The organism is Bradyrhizobium prioriisuperbiae, from assembly GCF_032397745.1.
In the GTDB taxonomy this organism is placed as follows: Bacteria; Pseudomonadota; Alphaproteobacteria; order Rhizobiales; family Xanthobacteraceae; genus Bradyrhizobium_A; species Bradyrhizobium_A prioriisuperbiae.
This window is the reverse complement of sequence record NZ_CP135921.1, coordinates 8,054,280-8,078,975: the sequence shown is the minus strand read 5'-3', so window position 1 is coordinate 8,078,975 and position 24,696 is coordinate 8,054,280. Positions and strand designations below refer to the sequence as shown.

Below are 24,696 nucleotides of genomic sequence, written 5' to 3'. Positions count from 1 at the left end.
CGATTCGCTGCTGAGAAGCGCGTAGCACACGTTGCGTGCCGAGCCTGTCAAGTGCTTGTCAGTCATATGACGGTGTTCGACCGACATCAGGCTGTCATTTTATCATAAAGTCGAGCCAATGTTTGGTCAGGCCTGCGACACCTTGCAAATTCGATATTGCATCGCCAAATCCAGCGCCCGCCCATCTACTGAACCCACACGGCTTCACCGGTGTGGTTTTGCCTTGCGTCGACAGGTTGTGCTTTAATGACATCACTTGCTGTTCTTTCAGGGGGACGATTTTGAACACGATAGCACCGTCACGCCTTGGTCGAATCGCGAAAATAGGCCCCTTTGCCGCGCTGCTGGCCCTTGCCGGGTGCGGCGAGAACGCCACCCAGCAGGCGGCGCCACCTGCGCCTCCGGTCACCGTTGCCCAGCCGACCAAGCGGACGGTCACCGACTGGGATGAGTTCACCGGACGGTTCGATGCCATCGAGCAGGTGCAAATCCGCGCCCGCGTCACCGGTTTCGTGACCAGTGTCGAGTTCAAGGACGGCGCGATGGTGAAGACCGGCGATCTGCTTTATGTGATCGATCCCCGGCAGTATGAGGCGGTCGCCGAGCAAGCCCAGGGGCAACTGGCCGACGCCAAGGCCAGGGTCGATCTGGCACAGCGGGAGTTCACCCGCGCTACCGAATTGAACAGGTCGCAGTTCGCCTCGGAAAGCGTGGTCGACCAGCGCAAGCAGGCACTGCAGGCGGCCCAGGCTTCGGTGCTGCAGGCCGAGGGAACGCTCAAGCGCGCCGAGCTCGATGTCGAATTCACCAAGGTCAAGGCGCCGATCGACGGCCGCATCAGCCGCCATCTGGTGACGGTCGGCAACCTCGTGCAGGGCAGCGAGAGCGGCGCCACGCTGCTGACTTCGATCGTCTCGATGAATCCGATCTATGCTTATTTCGACATGGATGAATCGATCTATCAGCGTAACAGCAGGCTGTGGTTCGAAGGCAAGCGGCCGAGCTCGCGTGACACCGCCAATCCGGTGCAGATCCTGCTGTCGGGCGAGACCAAGCCATCGCACATGGGCTCGGTGGATTTCCTCGACAATCGTCTCGATGTCAGCACCGGCACCTTGCGTGGCCGCGCACTTGTCCCGAACCAGGACCTCTCGATCCTGCCGGGGCAATTCGCCCGGGTCCGCGTGATCGGCAGCGCGCCTTATGAGGCTCTGCTGCTGCCGGATACCGCGATTGCCACCGATCAGTCGCGCAAGATCGTGTTCGTGGTCAAGGACGACAATACGGTGGAGGCGAAGCCGGTGGTGCTCGGTCCGCTGGACGAGGGCCTTCGTGTCATCAAGGAAGGGCTGAAGCCGGAGGACAAGGTGATCGTCGACGGCCTGCAGCGCGCCCGCGTCGGCGCCAAGGTCGCTCCGCATGCGGCGGCCGCCAGCGGTGGCGCCAAGCCATGAACCTCGGTCGTCTTTCCATCAACCAGCCCATCCTTGCGATGGTGCTGTCCATCGTGCTCCTGATCGTCGGCGCGATTGCCTATCCCACGCTGCCGATCTCGGAATATCCGCAGGTCGCGCCGCCGACTGTCACCGTCACGACGCAGTATCCCGGCGCGTCGGCGCAGACCGTTTCCGATACGGTGGCGACGCCGATCGAGCAGGAGATCAACGGCGTCGAGGACATGCTGTACCTCTACAGCCAGGCCACCTCGAACGGCCAGCTCACCATCACCGTGACGTTCAAGCTCGGCACCGACCTCGACAAGGCGCAGGTGCTGGTGCAGAACCGCGTGGCGATCGCCCAGCCGCGGCTGCCCGAAGAAGTGCAGCGCAATGGTGTTGTCACCCGCAAGAACAGCCCCGATTTGCTGCTGGTGGTGTTTATGCTGTCGCCGGACGACAGTTACGACCAGCTCTACATCAGCAACTATGCGCTGCGGCAAGTCCGTGACCAATTGCTGCGGCTTGACGGCGTCGGCGACATCCAGATCTTCGGCGCGCGCGACTATTCCATGCGGCTGTGGCTCAATCCGGACCGGATCGCCCAGCTCGGCATGACGGCTGGCGACGTGTTGACCGCGATCCGCGCCCAGAACCTGCAGATCGCCGGCGGCCAGATCGCCGAGCCGCCGATCGCCGATCGCGCTCTGCAGCCGAACCTCACCTTCACCGGCCGCTTAAAGGATCCACAGCAGTTCGAGAACATCGTGCTGAAATCCGATGCCGACGGGCGCACGGTGCGGCTGCGCGATGTCGCGCGTATCGAGCTCGGCGCGCTGTCCTATTCCACCAACAGCTTCCTGCTGCAGAAATCCGCGGTGGCTATGGTGGTGACGCAGCGTCCGGGATCGAACGCGCTCGCCACCGCCAAGGGCATCTCCGATACCATGGCGACGCTGAAAAAGGATTTTCCGCGCGGCCTCGAATACAACATCGGCTACAACCCGACCGAATTCATCGCCCAGTCGATCAGCGAGCTGATCAAGACCATCTATGAAGCGATGGCGCTGGTTGTGATCGTGGTGCTGGTGTTCCTGCAGGGCTGGCGGCCGGCGATCATCCCGATCCTGGCCATTCCGGTCTCGCTGGTCGGCACCTTTGCGGTGATGGCGGCGCTTGGCTTCTCCATCAACAACCTGACGCTGTTCGGCCTCGTGCTGGCGGTGGGCATCGTGGTGGACGACGCCATTGTGGTGGTCGAAAACGTCGAGCGGCATCTGGGCCTGGGCAAAAGCCGGCGTGACGCCGCGCTGCGCACCATGGAAGAGGTCGGCGGTGCGCTGGTGTCGATCGCGCTGGTGCTCTGTGCCGTGTTCGTGCCCACCGCGTTCCTGGGCGGAATCTCCGGCCAGTTTTTCCAGCAGTTCGCCGTCACCATTGCGGTGGCGACCGCGATCTCCTGCTTCTGCTCGCTGACACTGTCGCCGGCGCTGGCGTCGATGATCCTGGAGCCGCATCACGAAAAGAAGCCGACCCCGAGCTGGAACATCGTTGCCCGCGCATGGGAAAGCTTCACCGGCGCCTTCAACCGGGTGTTCGACCGGCTGGCGCATGCCTATGGCACTGTGGCCGGCTTCGTGATCCACCATACGGTGTTGATGCTGGGGGTCTATGTCCTGCTGATCGGCTCGGCCGGCTGGCTCTTGATGACCACCCCCCAGGGCTTTATCCCGGCGCAGGATCGCGGCTATGTCATCGTCTCCGTGCAATTGCCCGGTGCGGCGTCATTGGCGCGCACCACCGAAGTCGTCCGCCAGATCGAAAAGATCGCGCTCACTGTTCCGGGCGTGGTGCGGGTACCGGCGTTTGCCGGCTTCTCGGGTGCGACGCGAACCCAGCAGGGCAACGCTGCGGCGTTGTTCCCGGTGTTTGACGAACCGGAGGTTCGGGCGAAAAAAGGCCAGACGGCGAACGCCATCACGGCCGAGTTGCGCAAGCGTCTCGCCAGCATCGAGAGCGCCTTCATTGTGGTGATCCCGCCGCCCGCGGTGCCCGGCATCGGCACCGGCGGCGGCTTTGCCATGCGCATCCAGGATCGTCAGGGCCGTGGCCCCGAGATCCTGGCGGCGGCGACCGACGATCTGGTGAATGCGGCGCGCCGGGCGCCGGGGCTGACATCGGTGTTCTCGCCGTTCTCCGCCAACACGCCGCAGGTGTTTGTCGATATCGATCGGCAGAAGGCGCAGATGCTTGGCGTGCCCATGCAGAACGTGACCGAGGCGATCGAGACCTATTTCGGTTCGGCCTATGTCAACGACTTCAACATCCTGGGCCGAACCTATCACGTCACCACGCAGGCGGATTATCAATTTCGCAAGGAAACCTCCGATCTCGCCCGGCTGCAGACCCGCAACGCCGCGGGCCAGATGGTCCTGCTTGGCAGTGTGGTCAATTTCCAGGACACTGCGGGGCCGGACCGGGTGCCGCGCTACAATCTCTATCCGACAGCCGAGCTGCAGGGCGACACGCTGCCCGGAACCAGCTCGGCGACCGCCATCAACATCATGAAGAAGCTGTCGGATACGACCCTGCCGAGCGGGTTCACGTATGAATGGACGGATCTGTCCTATCAGCAGGTGACCGGCGGCAATTCAGGCCTCTATGTCTTCCCGATCTGCGTGCTGTTCGTGTTCCTGGTGCTGGCCGCGCAATACGGCAGCTGGAGCCTGCCGTTCGCGATCATTCTGATCGTGCCGATGTGCCTGCTTGCCGCCACCATCGGCGTGCGCGTCATGGGACAGGACGTCAATATCCTGACGCAAATCGGCTTTGTCGTGCTGGTGGGGCTGGCCGCGAAAAACGCCATCCTGATCGTCGAGTTCGCGCGCGACATCGAGCTCGAGGGACGCAACAGCCTCGATGCGGTGATCGAAGCCTGCCGGCTGCGGTTGCGGCCGATCCTGATGACCTCGTTCGCCTTCATCCTTGGCGTGCTGCCGCTGGTGATTTCATCCGGATCGGGCTCCGAGATGCGCCAGGCCGTCGGTGTTGCCGTGTTCTTCGGCATGCTCGGCGTGACGCTGTTCGGCCTCGTGTTCACGCCGATCTTCTACATCCTGATCCGCCGCCTGGCGCCGGGCTCGGTGGTGCGGCCGGCGTTTGATGGCGAAGAGTAGCCTTCCGCTCAGAGAGTAGCCCGGATGAGCGCAGCGATATCCGGGAGAGCACCGCTGCGTTAGTCCCGGGTGTCGCTGCGCTCACCCGGGCTACATCGCCGATCACTGCTGCGGAATCCCTGCATCCTTGATCACACCTTTCCAGCGCTCGATCTCACTCGCAACCAGGGTCCGCATTTCCTCCGGCGAACTGGCGCGCACCTCGTTGCCCATCGCTTGCAGCTTCTCCTTCACCGCCGATGACTCGAGCACCGCACGGATTTCGCGGTTGAGCCGCTCCACGATCGGCTGCGGCACGTTCTTCGCGGTAGCGATGCCGAGCCAGGAGCGGACTTCGTAACCCGGCACGGTGGCGGCAACCGTGGGAATGCCGGGCAGGGAAAACCACGGCGTGGCGCTGGTGATGCCGAGGCCGCGAATGCTGCCGGCGGCGAGCTGTGGGGCTGCGATGGTCAGCGTATCGACCAGGATATCGATCTGGCCGCCGAGCACGTCGTTGATCGGGCCGCCGCCGCCGCGATAGGGCACATGCACCAGCTTGATCCCCGCCATCGACGCCAAGAGTTCGCCGGCCAGATGCTGGGTGCTGCCGACGCCGACCGAGCTGAACGTCAGGGTGTCGGGCTTGGCCTTGGCCTCGGCGATCAGGTCCGCGAGGCTCTTGAAACGATGGTTGGTGTTCACCGCGATGACGAACGGAAAGAAGATCACCGTCGAGAGCATCTGGAAGTCGTCGACCGGCTTGAACGGCAGCGACTTGTACAGTGCGCCGGACACCGAGTGGCCCCCGGTCAGCATGATCAGGGTGTGTCCATCAGGCGTCGCCTTGGCCACATAGTCGGAGGCAAGGGTGCCGCCGGCCCCGGCACGGGGCTCGACGATCACCGGCTTGCCCAGGCGTTGCGCCAGTCCGTCGGCAACGATCCGGGCAATGACATCGGCGTTGCCGCCGGCGGCAAAGCCGTGCACCAGCGTGACCAGGCGGTTGGGGTAGGGCTCCTGCGCGTGGGCCTGCCACGTCAAACCGAGACACGCGCCAATAACAGCGACAAATTTCCAGAACGGCACGTGAGTCCTCCCCCATGGATGCTTGATCGCATCGCTGTGCTTTGAGCCTGTCGAGGATACATCGGACGCGCGGTATGGCCATCACATGGAATTGGGACACGAGACGGCCGTGAATGCGGGCCGGGCAGGCGCCGCAGGTCAGCCATGCCGGTGCCGTCAGGAAGCTGAAAAACCCGATAAATTGGGTTAGATCGGCTGCGATTGGCCGGCGCTTGCGGGGCGCTCAGACGATTGTCGCTCTGGCGGAAATCCGCGATGATCCTATTTTCTGCGGATCGCGCTGGCCAGCGTCGGGCCGGCCTTCCCTGCGATCGATCTCCTCCCGCCTTCGGAAAAACCTCATGAGCGCCTTGTTCTCTCCGTTCACGCTGCGCAGCGTCATCTTGCCGAACCGCATCGTCATCTCTCCGATGTGCCAGTACTCGTCCGAAGATGGGGCCGCGAATGCCTGGCACATGATGCATCTCGGCAGCCTCGCGCTGTCCGGTGCCAGCATGCTGTGCATTGAGGCGACGGCGGTGGAAGCCGATGGGCGCATCACCCCCGGCGATCTCGGTCTGTACGATGACGCTACCGAGGCGGCGCTGAAGCCGGTGCTGGCTGCGATCCGCCAGCATTCAAAAATCGCGGTGGCGATGCAACTCGGGCATGCCGGGCGCAAGGCGTCGAGCAATGTGCCATGGCGTGGCGGGCAGTTGATTCCGCCGTCCGAAGGCGGCTGGGTGCCCCATGCGCCGTCGGCGGTGCCGCACAAGGAGGGCGAGGCGCCGCCGCTGGCGCTGGATGCAGCGGGGCTCGCACGGGTGCGCGAGGCGTTCGTTGTGGCGGCGAAGCGAGCCGCGCGGCTGGGGATCGATGCGCTGGAAATCCATGGCGCTCACGGCTATCTGCTGCATCAGTTTCTGTCGCCGATCGCCAACCGTCGCACCGATGAATATGGCGGCTCGCTCGAGAACCGGATGCGATTTCCGCTTGAGGTGTTCGATGCGGTGCGCGCCGTCTTCCCGGACGACAAGCCGGTGGGCGTCCGCGTCTCGGCGACCGATTGGGTCGACGGCGGCTGGGATCTCGAACAGACCATCGCGTTCACCCGCGAGCTGCAAAAGCGCGGCGTCGACTGGATCGATGCCTCGTCCGGCGGCGTCTCGCCGCTGCAGAAGATCAAGCTCGAGCCGGGTTATCAGGTGCCGTTTGCGCAGGCGATCAAGCAGGCGACCGGCGTCAACACCATCGCCGTCGGCCTGATCACGGAAGTGCAGCAGGCCGAGGACATCGTTGTGAACGGAAAGGCCGACTTCGTCGCGCTGGCGCGGGGCATGCTCTACGATACGCGCTGGCCCTGGCACGCCGCAGCCCAGCTCGGCGCGTCCGTCAATGCGCCGCCGCAATACTGGCGCTCGCAGCCGTCCACGCAGAAAGCCCTGTTCGGCGACACCACGTTCGGTGCGCGCTGACGTGACACATCCGAGGGCGCACATGCGGCGCCGGCCGGACTAGCTCCCACTGAGACTACGGCGTAATCCCCGCATCCCCGTCAGCCTCTGGCTGCCGGGGATTTTTGCGCTTGCCGTCCCGGCGTCTCAATCCGTTTCCCGGCCCTCGGTAAGGGTGCGGCATTATTCCTCACCCGTATATCCGTTGACGAATATATCGAGCTGGGGTAATCGGGGCGTCGATGAAACGGCGAATCTCCAATCCCCTGGCCTTGGCGGTGCTGGCGCTCACATTTGAGCGGCCGATGCATCCCTATGAAATGGCTGCGCTTTTGAAGCAGCGCCACAAGCATGAGAGCATCAAGCTGCGGTATGGGTCGCTCTATACGGTGATCGACCTGCTCAGTGCCCAGGGGCTGATCGAGCCGATGGAAACGTCGCGGGGCGGCCGGCGGCCGGAGCGTACGGTCTACACCCTGACACCTGCTGGCCATGCGCATCTGCGCGACTGGATGGGGGATCTGCTGGCCACGCCGGCGAAGGAGTTCTCGCAGTTCGAGGCCGGCTTAAGCCTTTTGGCGGTGCTGCCTCCCGATGAGGCCGTGAGGTTGCTGCGCCAGCGCGCCGCACGGATCGACGAGATGATCGGGCAAGCCAAGGCGATGCTCGCGTCCGTGCTCGGCCAGCCGCTGTCGGCGCTGGCGGGTCCCGATGAACAGCTCGAAGCGCCTTTGTTAAGCCAGCAATTTCCGGCAATTTTCCTGGTGGAGAGCGAGTATCGCCTGGCGCTGCTCAATGCCGAGCTTGCGTTCGTCACCGACCTCGTCCGCCGCATCACCGAAGAGGGATGGGGACCGGTCGATGTGTGGCGCAACATCCAGGCAACCTGCGAACGGGACTATCGCGCACGTGCGGCGCGGCATGGTGAAACGACGCACCGGCCGGATGTACACACGGTGGGATCCATCGAAAAATGACTGAAGACAAAACCAAATTGTTGCGCTCCCTGGCGATCGACCGAAGCAGCCCGAACCCGGCGCCGCCGTCGTCCGCAAACCGCTGGAAGCTGCCGATCGTCGTCGCCGCCGTCATTGTTGTGGCGGCCTTGGCTGCCGTGTTCGCGTTTCGCATCGGTTCGCCGAACCGTGCCGAGCAGGTGGCCGTGCAGTCGCCGCCGCCTGCGCCGCGTCAGGACGCGCAGCCCCAGGCGGTCGCGCCCAAGGAGCCGGGCACCCTGGCCGCGTCGGGATATGTCGTCGCGCGGCGGCGCGCCACCATCGCCGCCGAAATCACCGGCAAGGTGGTGGAGGTGCTGGTCGAGGAAGGTATGACGGTTGCGGCCGGCCAGGTGACAGCGCGCCTCGACAGCGTGCTCGCGGAAAAAGATCTGGCGCTGGCGCAGTCGCGCGCCGAGGCAGCCCAGGCTGCCGTCGCCGCCGTCTCTGCCGACCTCGATGACGCCCACCGGATTCTGTCGCGGATCAGGAGCCTGTCACAGAACAAATTCGCGACTGAAGCGGATCTCACCAAGTCGGAAGCGCGCGTGGCGGTGCTGACCGCGCAGATGCGTCAGGCGCAGTCGCAATGGGAGACGGCCAAGCTCGATGCGCAGCGCACGGCCTCAGTGCTGGACAAGCATCAGATCCGCGCGCCGTTTGCCGGCGTGGTGGTCGATCGCAGCGCCCAGCCGGGCGAAATGATCTCACCGATGTCGGTCGGCGGCTTCACCCGCACCGGCATCTGCACCGTGGTCGACATGGACTCCATTGAGATCGAGGTCGATGTCAACGAAGCCTTCATCGGCCGCGTGGTCGCGGGCGGTCCGGTAACGGCGGTGCTCGATGCTTATCCCGACTGGCAGATTCCTGCGTCGGTGATCGCCATCGTGCCGACGGCCAATCGTGAGAAGGCGACCGTCAAGGTGCGTATCCGCTTGCTGCAGAAGGATCCGCGCATCCTGCCGGACATGGCGGTGAAGGTGACGTTCCTGCGGGATGCGAAACCCCAGGATGGGCAGAAAGATTCAGCAAAAGCCGACCCGAGCCGGTCGGCCGTGCGAACTGATTGAGATTGGACAGGAGAGACGCGTGACAACTGATAATCCAATGGTCCGTCTGGCCGGCGTGAGCAAGGGCTTCACCAAGGGCAAGGAAACCATCACGATTTTCGATCATCTGGATCTGGTGATTCCGCGCGGCGATTTCGTTGCCGTGATGGGCCCTTCGGGCTCCGGCAAGACCACGCTGCTCAATTTGCTGGGCGGTATCGATCGCGCCGACAAGGGCGAAGTCAACATCGCCGACAGCCGCATCGACGGTCTGTCCGAAGGCCAGCTGGCGCACTGGCGCGCCCAGAACATCGGCTTCATCTTCCAGTTCTATAATCTGATGCCGATGCTGACGGCGGCACAGAATGTCGAACTGCCGCTGCTGTTGACCAGTCTTCGCGGCAAGGAGCGCGCCACCCGCGTTCAGACCGCGCTGTCGGTGGTCAATCTCGCCGATCGCGTCAAGCATTATCCGCGCGAGATGTCCGGCGGCCAGCAGCAGCGCGTCGCAATTGCTCGCGCCATCGTGTCCGACCCGAACCTGCTGCTGTGCGACGAGCCGACCGGCGACCTCGACCGCAACTCGGCCGATGAAATCCTGTCCATCCTGCAGCTGCTCAACAAGGATCTCGGCAAGACCATCGTGATGGTGACCCACGATCCCGCCGCGGCCCGTTATGCCAAGCGGACGCTGCATCTCGACAAGGGCCGCTTTGTCGCAGAGGAGCTCGCCGCGTGAACGATTTCGACCTGATCCGGAAAAACCTGTTCCGCCGCAAGCTGCGCGCGATCCTGATGATCGTGTCGATCCTTGTCGCGTTCATGATCTTCGGCGTGCTGACGGGCTTCTATCGGGCCTTCACCTCGGGCGAGGATCAGGCGGCCGCCGATCGCATGATCACGGTTAACAAGATCAATTTCACCCAGCCGATGCCGATCGCCTATTTCAACCGGGTGAAAGCGGTGGAGGGGGTGAAGCAGGTCACCTTCGCCAACTGGTTCGGCGGGTATTACCAGGATCCGAAGAACTTCCTGATGACGCTTGCGGTGGAGCCGGCCAGCTATTTCAGCCTCTACAGTCGTGAGTTTATTCTTCCACCGGACCAGCTGCAGGCCTTCATCCGTGAGCGCACCAGCGCCGTGGTCGGCGAGAAGATGGCGGAGAAATGGGGCTGGAAAGTCGGGGATCGCGTCCCGATCTCCAGCAACATCTTTACCCAGAAGAATGGCGGGCAGTCCTGGGACGTCACCATCGCCGGGATCGTCAAGGCCGGGACCGAGCAGGTCGATACCAACTTCATGCTGTTCCAGTATGCCTATTTCGACGAGACCCGGACCATCGCCAAGGATACCATCGGCTGGCTGATCCTGCAGACCAATGCGCCGGCCGACAATGACCGCGTGGCCAAGACCATTGACGCGATGTTCGCCAACTCCAGCGCCGAGACGTCCACCGACACCGAAAAGGCGTTCGGCAAGGCATTCGCAGCCCAGTTCGGCAATATCGCTTTGATTGTCCTGCTAGTCGTCGGCGCCGCCTTTGTCACGATCCTGATGATCGTCGGCAACACCATGGCGCTGACCATTCGCGAGCGGACCCGTGAAATCGGTGTGCTGAAGACACTCGGCTTTCCTGGTCCACGGATTCTGAAACTCGTGCTCGGGGAGTCGGTGCTGCTGGCGCTGCTTGGCGGCATCCCCGGGCTGGTGATTGCGGCCCTGATCGCACGGACCCTGCGCAACAGTGTCGCCAATATGGCGCCGTCCTTTGCGGTGTCGCCGGAGATCGCGCTGCTCGGCCTCGTGCTGATGCTGGCGCTCGGCCTGATCACCGGAATCATTCCCGCACTCAACGCCATGCGGCTGAAAATCGCCGCGGCGCTCGGACGAGGTTAAGTCATGCGCTCGCTGTTGCTCCAGGTGGCCGCGGTCACCTCCATTAACTTGAAGAGCCTGCCGCAGCGGCGCTGGCTGTCGCTGTCCACCGTGGTCGCTGTGGCGCTGGTCGTTGTCGTGCTGCTGGCGTTCCTCGCGATGGCCAACGGCTTCCAGCGCACCATCGCCGGATCCGGCGCCGCCGACATTGCCATCGTGCTGCGTGCGGGCTCGCAAGCCGAGATCAACAGCACGGTCTCGCGCGACCAGGTGCGCCTGATCGAGGACGGCCCGGGTATCGCGAAGGGCAGCGACGGCAAGCCGCTGCTCTCGCCCGAGCTTTATCTCGTGGTCGACGGCTTGAAGCGCACCACCATGACCAAGGCCAACCTGCCGCTGCGCGGCATCGGCGAGCAGGGCGCGGCCCTGCGCAAGGGCATCACCATCAGCGCCGGCCGCATGTTCAGCCGCGGCGCCAATGAGATCGTGGTCGGCAAGGCGCTGGTGCGCGAGTTCGCGGGCTTCGATCTCGGCAGCACGGTGGCGTTCGGCGCCACGCGCTGGACCGTGGTGGGCATCTTCGAGGCGGCCGGGAATGTCTTCGAATCTGAGATCTGGGCCGACCTGCCGGTCGTGCAGAGCCTGTTCAATCGCAACAACATCGTCCAGACCGTGCGCGTCGCTCTGACCAGCCCGGCGGCGCTGAACGAGTTGAAGGCCTTCAACGACGCCGATCCGCGCCTCAAGCTCGACGTCAAGTCGGAGGCGGCCTATTTCGCCGAACAGGCCTCGCAGACCTCGGACCTGATCCAGAAGCTGGGCTGGCCGCTGGCCATCGCCATGGCGTTCGGCGCGCTCGCCGGCGCGCTCAACACCATGTACTCGTCGGTGGCGGCACGCGCCGTCGAGATCGCCACATTGCGGGCGATCGGATTCGGCGGCTTTCCCGCCTTCGTCGGCACGCTGGTGGAATCCCTGACACTGGCGGCCATCGGTGGCGTGCTTGGTGCCGCGGCAACGTATCTGGCGTTCGACGGACTGACCGCATCGACGCTCGGCGGCAACTTCACCCAGGTGGTGTTCGACTTCAAGCTCAGCCCGGCGCTGATGGGGCAGGGCGTGGGCCTGGCGTTGATCGTCGGATTGATCGGCGGTCTCTTTCCGGCGCTGCGCGCAGCACGGATGCCGATCATCGCGGGCCTGTATGCGTGAGGCACAAGCTGGGCTAAAGCATCTCGCGCTTTAATCCAGCCCGGTCTTGCCCGGCGCCCAATAAGCCTTGCTCTTCACCCGCGATGAGACGACGCTTTTGCGCACGATTGATTCCAGCTGACGCCGATGCGTCAGGAAGAGGGATTCAATTGTGTTGCGCCAACTCGCCATTGCGAAACCATCTGCGCCATGCGGGTGAGCAGCGGTCCGGCACGGAACTGACTACAAGGAAGCAAATATCCCAGGGAAACCCCGCGCGCAAACGCAACGGCCTGGATTGCTTCTAAATGGCGGATGGCGGCCAAAGCTGATCGGGTCCTCTTCCCTGGACCGTTGGCGGTGCAGTCAGCATCAACCGGAGGTTTTGTTGCGGCGCTTTGCTGCTGGCCGTTCGGTTGGCGATCGCTCGGAGCGTTTGCGTGGCGAGGATCCGATCAGCTTCGCGACCTCGCCGCTCTCGACCTCGCGTTCGAGCCGGTCGAGGTTGTCGTAGAGCTGAAGCAGCGTGGCCTTCAGCGCGTCGACCTCCTTCGCGGTGAGACTGCCGGCGGCAACCTCTTCATAGTACGCGGCGACTGGCATGAAGCGCTCGGCCAGCGCGGCGCCCTTGGGCGTCAGGGCGACCTGCAGGCTGCGCTGATCGTGTTCCGGACGTTCGCGGGTGAGAATGCCCTCGCGATGCATGTCGGCGACGAGGCGCGACAGCGTCGACATGTCGGCGGAGGTCAGGGCCGCCAGCTCCCCCAGCCGCAGCGGGCGCTCCTGTTCCGCCAGCGCCGCCAGCACCCGGTACATCGGCAGGGTGAGGCCTTCTTTTCTGACCACCCTGACGAAGAGGTCACCCATCCGCACGCCGAGGCGGGCCAGCAGGTAGGGCAGGGAATTCGATAGTCGGTACACGGGCTTGGTCCTGAGCGATGGCTGCTGGTCCCGGCTTATCACGCGCCCTGTCATGCGCAATATTTGTGTTCACATTATTTGCATTAGCAACATTATCGTTGACAATTTACGGCTCCCGATGTCTGTTGCCGTCAAGCGAGCAACGGACATTTGGAGGATTGCGATGCAGGGAAAAGTGGCGCTTGAGGAGCATTTCGCGCTCGAGGAGACGCTTCAGGACAGCGCCGGCTTCGCCCCCGAGGCCGACTGGCCCGAACTGAAGGTCCGCCTGCTCGATATCCAGGACCGGCGGTTGCGGGAGATGGACGCGAACGGCATCGAAATGATGCTGCTGTCGCTGAATGCACCGGCCGTGCAGGCGATTCCCGATCTGAAGACCGCCACCGAGCTGTCGCGCCGTGCCAATGATTATCTGGCGGAACACGTGCAGCGCCGCCCCGGTCGGTTCAAGGGCCTTGCCGCGCTGCCGATGCAAAGTCCGATCGCAGCGACGCGGGAATTGATCCGCTGCGTCAAGGAGCTCGGATTTTGCGGCGCGCTGACCAATGGCTTTACCCAGATCGAAGGCAGCGATGCCGCGGTGTATTATGATCTGAAGTCGTACTGGCCGTTCTGGGAGGAGGTCGAGCGCCTCGACGTTCCCTTCTATCTGCACCCGCGCAACCCGCTGCCGAAGGACGCCGCGATCTATGAGGGGCATCGCTGGCTGATGGGGCCCACCTGGGCGTTCGGACAGGAAACCGCCGTTCACGCACTGAGGCTGATGGGCTCGGGACTGTTCGATGCCTATCCCGGGCTGAACATCATCCTCGGCCACATGGGCGAGGGGCTGCCTTATTCGATGTGGCGGATCGACAACCACAACAAATGGATGCGCGAGCAGAACCGCTATCCCGCCAAACGCAAGATCGCCGATTACTTTCGCGAGAATTTCTACATCACCACATCGGGCAATTTCCGCAGCCAGACCCTGATCGACGCGATGCTGGAGATCGGCTCCGACCGGATTCTGTTCTCGGCCGACTGGCCGTTCGAGAACATCGACCATGCCTCGCAGTGGTTCGATGCCGCGCCGATTGCGGAAGGCGATCGCACCAAGATCGGCCGGGACAACGCTTGGTCGCTGTTCAAGCTAGGCTGAGCCGCATCTGCCCGAAGAGCAGACGGCACACCGGGAAAAACATCAGGGAGGGACACCATGAGCTCGGCATCCGAGATCGATATCCATGACGAGCTGTCGGGCGCGGCGGTTGGACCTTTCCATCGCCGTCTCGGCATTCTCGTCGCGCTGATGACCATGTTCGACGGTTACGACACCTTCAACCCGGCCTATGTCATCCACTATGTCGCGCAGCCCTGGGGGCTGGCGGCGGGGCAGGCCGGCCTTCTCGTCAGTTCCGGTCTGATCGGCTTCCTGTTCGGGGCCGCCGGCCACGGTGTGGTGGCGGATCGGTTCGGGCGGCGGGGAACGCTGCTGGCCGGTCTGTGGATCGTCAACGTGTTTACGGTTCTCACCGCGCTGCTGGCCGATGGCTTCTGGAGCTTCTGCGTGTTGCGGCTGCTGACCGGTATCGGGCTTGGCGTCATCCTGCCGCTGGCGACCACCTACATCAACGAACTCGCGCCGCGCCGGGTCAGCAACGTGTTTTCGCTGTGGGGCGTGGCGCTGGGCTGGTCCGCGGGCGGCATGCTCGCCGGCCTGGTTGGGGTGTTCCTCACGCCGCGCTTCGGCTGGGAAGTGCTCTATTACATCGGCGCCCTGTCGATTCCGCTGACCTTCATCGTGCAATCGGTGCTGCCGGAAAGCCCCAAGTTTCTCGCGGCGCGGGGGCGGGTGGAGGAATTGCGCCAGTTGCTGGTGCGCTTGCGTCCGGATCGGCGCGAGGCTTATGCCGGCACGGCGTTGCGCGCGGTCGAACCGGCGGCCGCGGGCAACACCTACAAGATCCTGCTGGCACCGCGTTATCGCCGAGTGTCGCTGACGATCTGGCTGACCGCCTTTCTCAGCCTGTTCGCGATCTTCGGGCTCACCGGCTGGATTCCCACCGTGATGATGAAACGCGGCGAGACGTTTGCGGCATCATTCGGTTTCGGCGCGCTGATGCAGGCAGCTTCATTCGTGGGTGGGCTCGTGCTGGCGGTGTTGGCCGATCGTCGTTTTGCGCAGGCCCCGCGCTATCTCGCGGCGTGGTGGTGTATCGGCGGGCTGGCGATTATCGCACTGGTGTTCACCAACGATCATATCGTCAATATTGCCGTCGTGACCGTTGCGGGCTTTTGCATCATCGGCGCGCAGCATGTGCTGAACAATTTTACCGCGGGATCCTATGACACCGATGTGCGTGCCAGCGGCGTGGGCATGGAATTGGGTGTCGGCCGTGTCGGCGCCATCCTCGGTCCTTTTGTCGCCGGACTGCTGCAGCAAGCGACCGGAGGACCCGACGCGGTGTTCTGGGCTATCGGTGGCGCCGCGTTGATCGCAGCCTGCACCATCGGCTCGCTCGGTTTTCGCAAAGCTGCGTCGGCCGCCGAAGCCAAGGTTCTGGTTACGGGTTAGAATCGTTCGAGACTGGGCTGCGGTCCGTTCTCGGTGCCGTGACCTTTGAGGCCTTCTAGTTCCACCGCCGCCCGGACATATTGAGCGTGGCACCGCGAGGGCCTAGACGTTGCTGCGACCAGCGGCAATATCGGCTGGTGTCGGCGATGGAGATGCGAATGCTCGAGCAGCGCAAGGTCGTATCGGACGGTGACGATTCCCAAACGACTCAGGCCGATCTCGATCGAACGTTGATGACGACGTTCTGCCGTGTGCTCGATGGATCGCGACTGCCGCCGATGGCCGTCATGCGGATGATGGCTGAAGCGCTCGGGTCGGTGTATCGGCAGGTGGCGGCAGCGCACCAGAATCAGTCGTGTCCATGTGGCTGGCAGCCGACATCGGAGCGGGATATCGAAACGATGTTGGCTGCCGTCGGAGACGCGGCCATGGTCAAGCCGGCGGTCAATCTCGAACTGATGGAAACCGTCGGTCGGGCGTAAGTGTCAACTCTTAATATCATATCGGGTTTTAAGCTTGGTCGCCGACCATTTGTGGCTGGAGCTTCGCGAAGCATCAGGCGATCGTCGACCTGTGTGGCGCGCTGACCGCAGTGATGCTGATACGAGTACTGGCGACGGCGCTTGCCATGATGGTTGATCCGAATGGCCTTGACCAAGATTTGAACGATGGCGCCAAGTGCGTTCTGTCGGTGATGATGTCGATCCGAGCCAGACATTGGGCCGGGACGATATCGTGGCCGACAGCCTCGAGGGCGTCTGCCACGTCAGGTACCCCGGCGCTTCGGCGGCGCGCTTGCCGGGCCATTAAGGCTGAGCGCTGGCAGGTCGAATAGTATTGCGCCGGCTCCTACAGAAGGGCGCAATCCTTCCACCGCCGGTTGATCAATCGTCTACTACTAGTATAACAGGTTGCGAACAGTTCATCGTGCTCGCGGCGATTCGCAACATTTTCAGATACGACCTGCTATTGAAGAGGCTCATTTGAACGACAGGATGGCGCTCAGTCTTCTGGCTGAAATCATAGGATGGCCAGAGGATGATCAGACAGTAGCAACTCACGAGTACGCTTGGCTACGCATGATGTCCGCGGTGAAGTACGACGGTTACTCGTACTTCCGCGCCGGCGTACGGTTTCTCGAGAGTTTGGCGACTTGGCTGAAGCAGTTCGATCCGGAAGATCGAGCCACAGCGTACGATTTTATAAAGCGGCGCCTCGTCTACATTTCCCTGCCAGAAATGCAGCGCCTCGTCGAAACCTTCGTCCCCGAGGTCGTTACCCCGCATCTGCGGCGAACGGTCGCGCTCAAGCTTGGAATCAAGCCCTACGAGGTCTGGACCGACAAACGGGGCGCGGACGCGTTTAAGAAGTGTCTGCGAAAGACGCTCTTCGTAGGGATGAGCGACGGAAGTCGCATCGACATGCTGAGACGCGCAAACTCAGGTCGCATTTCGACCGAGCAGGTCGTGCCGATGATGAACGTCGACTCCGAGAAATGGCTTGATCTGAGCAAGAACCTCAGGGAGGTCCAAGGAATGGCACCGTCCGAGAGATTCGATTGCGTCTACCTGATTGACGATTTTACCGCGTCCGGCACGACGTTCATCCGCAACGTTAATGGTGCTTGGAAGGGCAAACTGAAGAAGTTCAACGACCTTATTCGTAATGCCCGCAATGAGCTCAAAGATCGATTTCCGATAGCGGAAGATTATACTCTCCATATCCATCACTACATTTCGAGTACTCAAGCCCGCGGTGCGCTGGTAGAGCGGTTGGAATATGCCAAAGTGGAATGGAGCGAGTGGACTTGCTCGGAGTACACTGTCACCGAGAGCCTCCTTCTTCCGATGTCCCTGCGGTTATTGCGGCCGGGCGATGGGCGCATGCTCGATCTTGGCGCCAAGTATTACGACCACGAAATTTTCACCCGAGCCGAGAAGCATTGCCGCGAGGCTGGTCAGACAGACATGAAGCTCGGCTATGCCGATTGTGCTCTGCCCATCGTTCTCGAGCACAATACGCCGAACAACAGCATCCCATTGCTGTGGGCAGAGACGGAAGGAAAGGGCGGCGTACACAAGATGCGTTCGCTCTTCTATCGACGAGATAGGCACGGATCCCTGCAATGACCAATCCCTTCCTCAGGCGCGCTACGGAATACATCCGAGACGACTCTGCTTTTCTTGCGATCGTTAGCCCAGAGCCGCTGACTACGTTTGTAGCCAAACATAAGAAGCGCGAGCTTCTGTTCGATCATCCAGTCCGGGTTATTGGCACGCCGGGAAGCGGTAAGACCATGATGGCCAGCCTGGTCGAGTTTCGGCTTATCGAATCTATCCTCCGCGACCAGAGTAGCGAGAACAACCGGTCGCTGGCCTCCGTCCTCGCAAGCTGTGGCTTTACGGCGGATGAGCGGCCAAGGATTGCCGGGGTCAGGATACCGATGGAGTCGGAATATCGCGATTTCTGGGAGCTGCCCTATGAGCCCGGGGTCAAAACCAAGCTCGTTCTGGCTCTCATCCAGGCTCGCACTATTCTCGAATTAGTGCGTAACATTACCGCAAATCGGCGGCGTCGCGTGACTGAAATAAAATTCATTCCTCGTGATGGCGCGGGAGCGCAGCTCGAACAAATCGGCGGGTCGAACGCGCAGGATATTGTCGAGCGTGCTCGCAGCGTCGAGAGGGCCGTATATTCCATCGGGGCGAGTCTACTTCCTCCCTTCCTTGAGAATATTCCAAAGGAGGCGAGCGAGCCTTATCAGCCTTTCGAAGCGATTCAAGAAATCGAAATCGATTGGGATGGAAGTCCCTGCCGTCTGCGTCCCCTGACGATACTCGACGATGTGCACACACTGCATCCGGAGCAGTTCGAAGCGCTCTTTCGAGCTCTCGCGAGGCGGGAAATCCGATTCGCGCGGTGGATGATGATGAGGATGGATGCGTTGTCGCCCAATGCGGTCTTTAGATCCGCGGACGCAGATGCGTTACCTGGTCTTAAGGTGGAGCGCGATTATCTGGACATCTTCATGCAGACCGATAGCGTTCGTCTCGACGAGCGCCGTCAATTTCGCAGGATGGCAACCGATATGGCGGATCGCTACCTCCGTCTCGTGCAGCCGCTTCGCGATCGAAACTACAACCGGTTCAAGGACCTTTTAAGCGAAGAACCGCCTCGGCTCACGGCCGGTCAGTTGAACGAATTGCGAGCGCTTATCGATCGCGAACAGAGAGAGCACGGGATCTCGCAGGACCGTCAGACGAAAATCGAGCAAATCGTTGATCGCTACGTTAAGGGGGCGAAATCGGTCGATCTTGGCGAAGATGTCCGACTCATGATGTATCGCGTCTTGCTGCATCGCTATATCGTCCGTACCACCGGTCTGACCGGCAGTCTCTTCGCGGACGACCCGGAGCCCCGCCAGCCGTTGAGGGTGAAAAGCACAATCGCCGACGCAGCGCGCTTGATTCTCAACGACAAGTTCAAGCGCCCGTTTCACTTCGGATTGGATGATCTTTGCGATGCTAGCAACGAGAATGCGGAGGTTTTTCTGCAGCTGGCAGGCGCTCTCGTCGAGCGGATGGAGACAAAGGCGATCAGAAATCAAGATCCGGCATTGACGCCCGCGCAGCAGCAAAACGCCCTCCGCGAAAAGTCGCAGGAAATGATGGATTCTTGGAGGTTTCCGTTCGCTCGAAGGGTGCGCGCCTTGGCCGATCGGTTTGCCGCCGACTGCCGAACCGTATCTACGGAGCCAAACGCGTCCTTGGGAGCAGGTGCTAATGCAGTCGGAGTTCTTGAGGCCGAGATGAAGGATCTGCTCGCGAGCGAAAGCGAGACTGCTCTGATCCTTAAGTATGCGATCGCCTACGGAGCAATCGTGGCCATCCGCGACTACGGTCAAGGAGGGAAGATTTGGTGTCTGCTCGAATTGTCTGGCCCCGTTTGTCTTGCTTACGGTTTGACTCTTAATCGCGGCGGGTTCCTGGAGCGTCGGGCTTCTGATCTCGCCTTGGTCGAAGAAGAGGTCTGAGAGTCATGCGTCGGCATTGGGAGAACTGCGTCACCCATTTCGATGAAGGCGTTTACCAGTTCATCGACGATTACTTTGTTCGGCCTTCCCGCCATTGCGTCCTTGTGGCTGGTGCTGGGTTTGATCCGAGAGCTAAGCGTATCGCTCATCGGCTTTCGGCAGCGATGGGCTCTCGTGTGCACGGGTTTTTCATTCGAGAGGAGCGCGGCGATCCAGCTGCCAATCTTCAGAAACTTGCTGACGAGACCGAGGCGCAACTTAAAGGCGTCATTGCGGACGCCAGGATTGCTTACATCCAGATATTCTCCGCAGATGACCAGGCTCCCATTGGGGGCCACGGCGTTCGTGCCGCTTTGGAAAAGTACGACTGGCCGAAGAATATCACCGATATCGTGCTTGATATGAGTGCGCTGTCGACAGGGATCGGATTTCCTTTGGCAAAGCTCCTGCTAGAATATGCTGAGGCGCACCCCAGTGTGAGTCTGCACGTGATGGTTGTTTCGAACCCTGAGCTTGATGACCGGATCATTGGGGAACCGTCGCCGCAAGTGCAGTCCGTCCGCGGCTACTCGGGTCCTTCCGGTGGCTATGAGCCGCTTCCCGTGGCTCGCATCTGGTTACCCCAGTTGGGACGCGGTCGGGTTGAGACGCTGCGCAAGATAAGGAACACGCTCGATAGCGTGTACAAAGTGTGCCCAGTAGTGCCTTTTCCTGCGAGAAACCCGAGGCGGGCCGATGAACTTCTTGCCGAATATCAAGGGCAGCTCCTGAACGAATGGCAGGTTGACGCGCGGGATCTGATTTATGTGTCGGAGCGCAATCCACTCGATTGCTATCGAACGATTTCGACGCTGAAATCGCGATATGATCAAACCGTAGAAGGCGTATTCTTCCCGCAACTCATTCTTTCTCCGTTCGGCAGCAAGGTGATCGCGGTCGGCGCAATGATGGCTGCAATCGAACACAATCTTTCGGTTCAGTATGTCGAGACGCTGCGCTACGAGTTCGAGCCGACCGGCACGAAGGAGTTGGATGCGCCGCCCGACATGGCCGTTCACGTTTGGCTTCACGGGCCCGTCTATGGAAGCTACGATGTCGAGCCCGAAGACGTCGTCAGCTAATGCGTTAAGCGTGCTCAAAATTGGTTATCCACCGGAAAGTTGCAAGAGACAAGTTCTCGATTCGGTTTATGATCAAATGCAACGTAGGTGGCGTGGCACCTGCAGGCGAACAAATTCGGTAGATGGATGACTACAGTCTTCACAGCCAAGGTAAGTCGTTTGCAGAGCACTATCTCGGCGGCCTGCGGAAGCGAGTTGGATGCATTGGCCGAGGCTCTCGAGCGTTCTGCCGATTATCCCGTGGCGGCAGTTGGAAGCGGAGGATCCGCCGTTGGAGCCGAATTCCTGTCGTCTTGCAGGACGTGGCTGCTCCAGTCAGCGACGGCTGTGACGACGCCGATGGCGTTTGCACTCGATCCCGTGTTGCCGATGTGGGGAGTGTGGCTGTTCACCGCGGGGGGCGAGAACGCCGATATCCGGGCAGCATTCCAGACCTCGGTGAAGGAACATGCTCGCCGCATCGACGTCGTCACTGCGCGCGGCGGAAGCCTAGTTGCTGGCGCGGATAGTCGCGATGTCAGACTCCACGTTGTTCCCGTGACCGATCAGAAGGATGGATTCCTCGCGACGCACTCCCTCACTTCAACCGTGACGTCGCTACTTCTTGCAAGTGATCAAGTTGCGGGGCATGATGTCACTGAAAGAAGCGATCAGGTTCAACTGAGATCAGCGACGTTGCTGTCTTCTTCGAGCCGAACTCGCACCATGGAAGAAGTTGCGAGCGCTTGGGATGCCGGACGTGACACGCTGATCATCCTGCATGATCCTGCTTTGAGCGCCGCGGCTGTCATGATCGAAACCAGTTGCTGGGAAGCGGGGCTCTGCAGGGTACAGCGGACAGATTTCCGTAATTTTGGGCACGGACGGCACGTTTGGCTCGGTAAGCATCCCGATCGTACGGTCCTGCTTGCGTTGACCTGCGATCGCAGCCGGATGTTTTGGGAGTCGATCAGATCGTGTATCCCGTCGACGATACCACAGATTCACTTTGGTTTCGGCGCTGCTGGCCGGCATACCCTTTTTGACGCGGTTATAACCTCCTTCGGGATCGTCGAAGGCCTTGGAGAGGCGGCGCGTATCGACCCTGGAAAGCCCATAATTCCAGATTTCGGACGGTTAATCTACGACGGTCAAGATCTGCTCGTTGCAATCGAGAGCGAGGATGCTTCCACACGCCGCAAGAGGCGGTCTGAGCAGAAAGTCGATGAACCAAACAGAACGGCTGCAGCTTGGAGTTCGCGACGCGACGAGTTCATCGAGCGTCTCGGAGCCGCAGAGTTCGGTGCCCTCATCCTCGATTACGATGGAACTGTGGTGGCAACGGACAAAAGAGGCAAATTACCCACCGAGCCTGTCATAGAGAGTCTCAAAAAGCTCTTGGATGGTGGCCTTGCCGTTGCGCTGGCGACCGGCCGAGGAGGATCAGTCGGCGAGGAATTGCGAGAGTGTCTTTCGGCTGAGCATTGGGATCGGGTGCTGGTTGGATACTACAACGGGGCCTACATCGCTCCGCTCTCGGAAGATATTCGAAAGACTTGTCTGAAGTCGGATGCCGCAATAGCGGACGCTTTCGCTTGCATCCAGGCCGAAGCGGGGCTGTTCCTAAACGGGTGGCTTCCGAAAGCGAACGCTCTCCAGATCACGATCGGTATCGACAAACTGGTGTCGTCGCCCGACGGTCAACGCAAGCTGCGGGAGATCGTGGGGACGCGTCCGGCATTGAAAATGGTCCGCTCCGGGCACTCGATCGATATTTGTCCCGTGTGGGCGGCCAAGCCGCGCGTCCTTGATGCGATTCGGGCCAGGATGGTCGGTGGTCAGCTTCAAATGCTCGCGATCGGCGATAGTGGGGATCGCTATGGCAACGACTACGAGCTCCTTGGTGAAGACTTCGGCTTGAGTGTGGATCGGGTGTGCGCGCGTGAGATTTCCTGTTGGAATCTACTGCCGGGCAACGTCTCGGGTCCTGATGGTCTGTTAAGGATACTCGGCGGCATGCGCCTGATAAGTACCGGTAGAGCGCAACTAGATGTATCCGTTCTGCGGCGGCTCTGATAAAGTGTTCATGTTATGGTCCAATTGAGGTCGAGAGAGTTCACGCTGCAATCGGCGCGCCCTGCCGTCGCAGGCACCGGTCTGACAGCTGTCGACCGGATCTATGCCGATTCCTATACCGCTCCGACGGAAGCTCTAGGCGGATCATGTGGAAATGTTCTGCTATCGCTTGCGTTGCTGGGGCACCCGGTCTTCCCAGTGGTCAATCTCGGCGACGACGATCATGGCCGTTTCCTCTTTGACGAGTTCGAGAAGGCTGGATGCGAGACGCGCTATGTGTCTCGGGCCAACACGGGAAGCTCTCCTGTCATTGTAGAAATCGTTGATACGGTGAACGCAACTCACCGATTCACTTCAACTTGTCCTCAGACGTTCGTCCGCTTTCCAAAGTGGCGATCGATTAATCATGACCACGTTTGGCAGGCTGCCGAGACATTGAAGTCGGTGTCAATTTTCTACGCAGATCGTGTTTCGGAATCGATCATGCTCGCGATGGAAGAGGCAAAACGAGCAGGGGCTCTAATCTTCTTCGAGCCGGCGTCGGTTGACGACGAATTGTTCACTAGGGCCGTTCGTTGCGCTACAGTCATCAAGCTGTCCGATGAGACGGCTGGAAAACACATTGCTGACGACGAGCTTGATCCTGAAACAATAATCATCAGGACTCATGGGGTTCACGGATTGACAGTTTCGAACGGAAACGTTCGGCGTCATTTTCCGTCCAGCTTTGCTCCGCGCGTCGTTGACACGTGCGGATCGGGAGACATGGTGACGACTGGTCTGTTGGATCTCGTCCTGAAGCGCTGGTATCACGAAGGAAGCTGGAAGGTCGAAGATATCTTCGATGGTATCCAGCTCGGGCAACGCCTTGCAGCACTGAATTGCGGTTTTACCGGTGCTCGTGGATTGTTTCTCGCGGCCGGTGCACGCCGCGTTCGCGCGATGCTTGATCGAGGTATCGACGAGTCGTCCACCTCGTATGTGACAACGCTCGGGCGTTGTAGCCGCGACTGAAGTCTATTCAGCCGCCTGCATGGTGATCTTGCGTCGCCGCTTGTTGCTGTTTTGCCGGATACTTTCGCGAACTTCCATCAGCATTATCCCGAGCATGTTCTTTCCGCCCTTGCCGGGCACCTCGCCCCAAAGCCTGTTGACGGCGTTATCGACGGTCGCGGTCTCGATCAGCACTGCATCCTTGGTGTCGAGAAGGATAGCTGCCAGATCGGGGTGCTGGGTGAACTTCGCCCTGAGTACAGCTCTCATGCGGTCGAACTTAATTCTCGACCAATCGGGGGTGATGTCCCACTGATAGAGGCCATGCGCCGCCATCGCGAGTAACGCCGGGGAGGGCGCGGCCATAAGCCAATCGCGCACTTCTTCTTTGCGTGCTTTCCCGGCTTGGTAGGCGTGCTCGGAGGTCGGATAGACGCACTTTTCAAATGTGATCGGCCGCCTGTAGAGATTGCTGAACACGCCGTAAGGCTTTTCGCTTGCACGATAAAAGCGGATTTCCTTCATCGCCGACCCCTTGTGAAGATTTAATTTTTGCATTATTACATAAACGTGGCGCGCAGAAAAGATGAAATTCAGAATTCTGTAGGGCGGCCCGTCAGTCCGGAAGAGGGCGCGGTCGAGGCCGTGGCCCTGGTCGTTAAACTCAAAAATTCCCTACGACTAAAGGATGCTGCGCTGGCGGAGTTGGTCGGCGTGAACCAGTCGAGCGTCCACCGTGCGCTGAACCGAAGGCCGCCTCGGCTCACTCCGACTCTCGCCGAGTTATGCA

Annotated in this window: 19 protein-coding genes; 16 read left to right on the top strand and 3 right to left on the bottom strand. The window is 61.2% G+C overall.

What is annotated here, in order from left to right; all coding sequences use genetic code 11:
• Positions 1-290 precede the first annotated feature (290 nt).
• Together RS897_RS37410 and RS897_RS37405 are read left to right on the top strand one after the other, a co-directional pair.
• Positions 291-1,454, top strand: a complete 1,164-nt coding sequence (locus RS897_RS37410) for an efflux RND transporter periplasmic adaptor subunit (RefSeq protein ID WP_407654594.1) — start codon at positions 291-293, stop codon at positions 1,452-1,454.
• Positions 1,451-4,612 carry an efflux RND transporter permease subunit gene (locus RS897_RS37405; protein WP_315833678.1) on the top strand — a complete coding sequence of 1,054 codons (3,162 nt, stop codon included), beginning with the start codon at positions 1,451-1,453 and terminating at the stop codon, positions 4,610-4,612. Before RS897_RS37410 ends, RS897_RS37405 begins: the two co-directional genes overlap by 4 nt.
• A gap of 102 nt (positions 4,613-4,714) precedes the next feature.
• Here the strand turns inward: RS897_RS37405 and RS897_RS37400 are convergent, their stop codons facing one another.
• Complete coding sequence (locus RS897_RS37400) at positions 4,715-5,680, bottom strand: Bug family tripartite tricarboxylate transporter substrate binding protein (RefSeq protein WP_315833677.1); 966 nt, start codon at positions 5,678-5,680, stop codon at positions 4,715-4,717.
• A gap of 341 nt (positions 5,681-6,021) precedes the next feature.
• On the opposite strand from RS897_RS37400, the gene RS897_RS37395 reads away from it, so the two are divergent.
• The 6 genes from RS897_RS37395 to RS897_RS37370 all read left to right on the top strand — a co-directional run bounded on the left by RS897_RS37395 (position 6,022) and on the right by RS897_RS37370 (position 12,247).
• A complete protein-coding gene (locus RS897_RS37395; protein ID WP_315833676.1) occupies positions 6,022-7,134 on the top strand; it encodes an NADH:flavin oxidoreductase/NADH oxidase in 1,113 nt (370 codons plus the stop codon).
• A 257-nt stretch (positions 7,135-7,391) separates the two neighbouring features.
• Complete coding sequence (locus RS897_RS37390) at positions 7,392-8,090, top strand: PadR family transcriptional regulator (protein ID WP_315838872.1); 699 nt, start codon at positions 7,392-7,394, stop codon at positions 8,088-8,090.
• The gene (locus RS897_RS37385) at positions 8,087-9,181 is read left to right on the top strand and encodes an efflux RND transporter periplasmic adaptor subunit (protein WP_315833675.1); all 1,095 of its coding nucleotides are present in this window, start codon (positions 8,087-8,089) and stop codon (positions 9,179-9,181) included. The genes RS897_RS37390 and RS897_RS37385 overlap by 4 nt, the downstream gene beginning before the upstream one ends.
• Before the next feature lie 37 nt (positions 9,182-9,218).
• Positions 9,219-9,899 carry an ABC transporter ATP-binding protein gene (locus tag RS897_RS37380; RefSeq protein ID WP_315838871.1) on the top strand — a complete coding sequence of 227 codons (681 nt, stop codon included), beginning with the start codon at positions 9,219-9,221 and terminating at the stop codon, positions 9,897-9,899.
• Positions 9,896-11,056: an ABC transporter permease gene (locus RS897_RS37375; RefSeq protein ID WP_315833674.1), complete on the top strand. Its 1,161-nt coding sequence runs from the start codon at positions 9,896-9,898 to the stop codon at positions 11,054-11,056. The genes RS897_RS37380 and RS897_RS37375 overlap by 4 nt, the downstream gene beginning before the upstream one ends.
• Positions 11,057-11,059: 3 nt before the next feature.
• Entirely contained in the window at positions 11,060-12,247 is a 1,188-nt protein-coding gene (locus RS897_RS37370) for an ABC transporter permease (RefSeq protein WP_315833673.1), read from the top strand.
• A gap of 351 nt (positions 12,248-12,598) precedes the next feature.
• On the opposite strand, the gene RS897_RS37365 is transcribed toward RS897_RS37370, so the two are convergent.
• The gene (locus tag RS897_RS37365) at positions 12,599-13,147 is read right to left on the bottom strand and encodes a MarR family winged helix-turn-helix transcriptional regulator (RefSeq protein WP_315833672.1); all 549 of its coding nucleotides are present in this window, start codon (positions 13,145-13,147) and stop codon (positions 12,599-12,601) included.
• A gap of 163 nt (positions 13,148-13,310) precedes the next feature.
• On the opposite strand from RS897_RS37365, the gene RS897_RS37360 reads away from it, so the two are divergent.
• From RS897_RS37360 to RS897_RS37325, 8 genes are all read left to right on the top strand, one after another.
• Positions 13,311-14,288, top strand: coding sequence for an amidohydrolase family protein (locus tag RS897_RS37360; protein ID WP_315833671.1), 978 nt, complete (start codon positions 13,311-13,313; stop codon positions 14,286-14,288).
• A 57-nt stretch (positions 14,289-14,345) separates the two neighbouring features.
• Positions 14,346-15,704: an MFS transporter gene (locus tag RS897_RS37355; protein ID WP_315833670.1), complete on the top strand. Its 1,359-nt coding sequence runs from the start codon at positions 14,346-14,348 to the stop codon at positions 15,702-15,704.
• A 158-nt stretch (positions 15,705-15,862) separates the two neighbouring features.
• Complete coding sequence (locus RS897_RS37350; RefSeq protein ID WP_315833669.1) at positions 15,863-16,186, top strand: hypothetical protein; 324 nt, start codon at positions 15,863-15,865, stop codon at positions 16,184-16,186.
• A gap of 501 nt (positions 16,187-16,687) precedes the next feature.
• Complete coding sequence (locus tag RS897_RS37345) at positions 16,688-17,833, top strand: phosphoribosyltransferase-like protein (RefSeq protein ID WP_315833668.1); 1,146 nt, start codon at positions 16,688-16,690, stop codon at positions 17,831-17,833.
• Positions 17,830-19,737 (top strand): hypothetical protein, encoded by a 1,908-nt coding sequence (locus tag RS897_RS37340; RefSeq protein WP_315833667.1) that lies wholly within the window; start codon positions 17,830-17,832, stop codon positions 19,735-19,737. Before RS897_RS37345 ends, RS897_RS37340 begins: the two co-directional genes overlap by 4 nt.
• Before the next feature lie 5 nt (positions 19,738-19,742).
• Entirely contained in the window at positions 19,743-20,858 is a 1,116-nt protein-coding gene (locus RS897_RS37335; protein ID WP_315833666.1) for a hypothetical protein, read from the top strand.
• A 126-nt stretch (positions 20,859-20,984) separates the two neighbouring features.
• A complete protein-coding gene (locus tag RS897_RS37330; RefSeq protein ID WP_315833665.1) occupies positions 20,985-22,913 on the top strand; it encodes an HAD hydrolase family protein in 1,929 nt (642 codons plus the stop codon).
• A gap of 15 nt (positions 22,914-22,928) precedes the next feature.
• A complete protein-coding gene (locus RS897_RS37325) occupies positions 22,929-23,927 on the top strand; it encodes a PfkB family carbohydrate kinase (protein WP_315833664.1) in 999 nt (332 codons plus the stop codon).
• Positions 23,928-23,930: 3 nt separating this feature from the next.
• On the opposite strand, the gene ybiA is transcribed toward RS897_RS37325, so the two are convergent.
• Positions 23,931-24,431, bottom strand: coding sequence for a riboflavin biosynthesis intermediates N-glycosidase (gene ybiA, locus RS897_RS37320; RefSeq protein WP_315833663.1), 501 nt, complete (start codon positions 24,429-24,431; stop codon positions 23,931-23,933).
• Between the last annotated feature and the right edge of the window lie 265 nt (positions 24,432-24,696).

Excerpts from the sequence above, each read along its gene's own strand:
- RS897_RS37380 (WP_315838871.1), top strand. The coding sequence starts at position 9,219 with ATGGTCCGTCTGGCCGGCGTGAGCAAGGGCTTCACCAAGGGCAAGGAA.
- RS897_RS37355 (WP_315833670.1), top strand. The coding sequence starts at position 14,346 with ATGAGCTCGGCATCCGAGATCGATATCCATGACGAGCTGTCGGGCGCG.
- ybiA (WP_315833663.1), bottom strand. The coding sequence starts at position 24,431 with ATGAAGGAAATCCGCTTTTATCGTGCAAGCGAAAAGCCTTACGGCGTG.
- RS897_RS37405 (WP_315833678.1), top strand. The coding sequence starts at position 1,451 with ATGAACCTCGGTCGTCTTTCCATCAACCAGCCCATCCTTGCGATGGTG.
- RS897_RS37360 (WP_315833671.1), top strand. The coding sequence starts at position 13,311 with ATGCAGGGAAAAGTGGCGCTTGAGGAGCATTTCGCGCTCGAGGAGACG.
- RS897_RS37370 (WP_315833673.1), top strand. The coding sequence starts at position 11,060 with ATGCGCTCGCTGTTGCTCCAGGTGGCCGCGGTCACCTCCATTAACTTG.
- RS897_RS37330 (WP_315833665.1), top strand. The coding sequence starts at position 20,985 with ATGACTACAGTCTTCACAGCCAAGGTAAGTCGTTTGCAGAGCACTATC.
- RS897_RS37395 (WP_315833676.1), top strand. The coding sequence starts at position 6,022 with ATGAGCGCCTTGTTCTCTCCGTTCACGCTGCGCAGCGTCATCTTGCCG.
- RS897_RS37350 (WP_315833669.1), top strand. The coding sequence starts at position 15,863 with ATGCTCGAGCAGCGCAAGGTCGTATCGGACGGTGACGATTCCCAAACG.
- RS897_RS37385 (WP_315833675.1), top strand. The coding sequence starts at position 8,087 with ATGACTGAAGACAAAACCAAATTGTTGCGCTCCCTGGCGATCGACCGA.
- RS897_RS37340 (WP_315833667.1), top strand. The coding sequence starts at position 17,830 with ATGACCAATCCCTTCCTCAGGCGCGCTACGGAATACATCCGAGACGAC.
- RS897_RS37335 (WP_315833666.1), top strand. The coding sequence starts at position 19,743 with ATGCGTCGGCATTGGGAGAACTGCGTCACCCATTTCGATGAAGGCGTT.
- RS897_RS37325 (WP_315833664.1), top strand. The coding sequence starts at position 22,929 with ATGGTCCAATTGAGGTCGAGAGAGTTCACGCTGCAATCGGCGCGCCCT.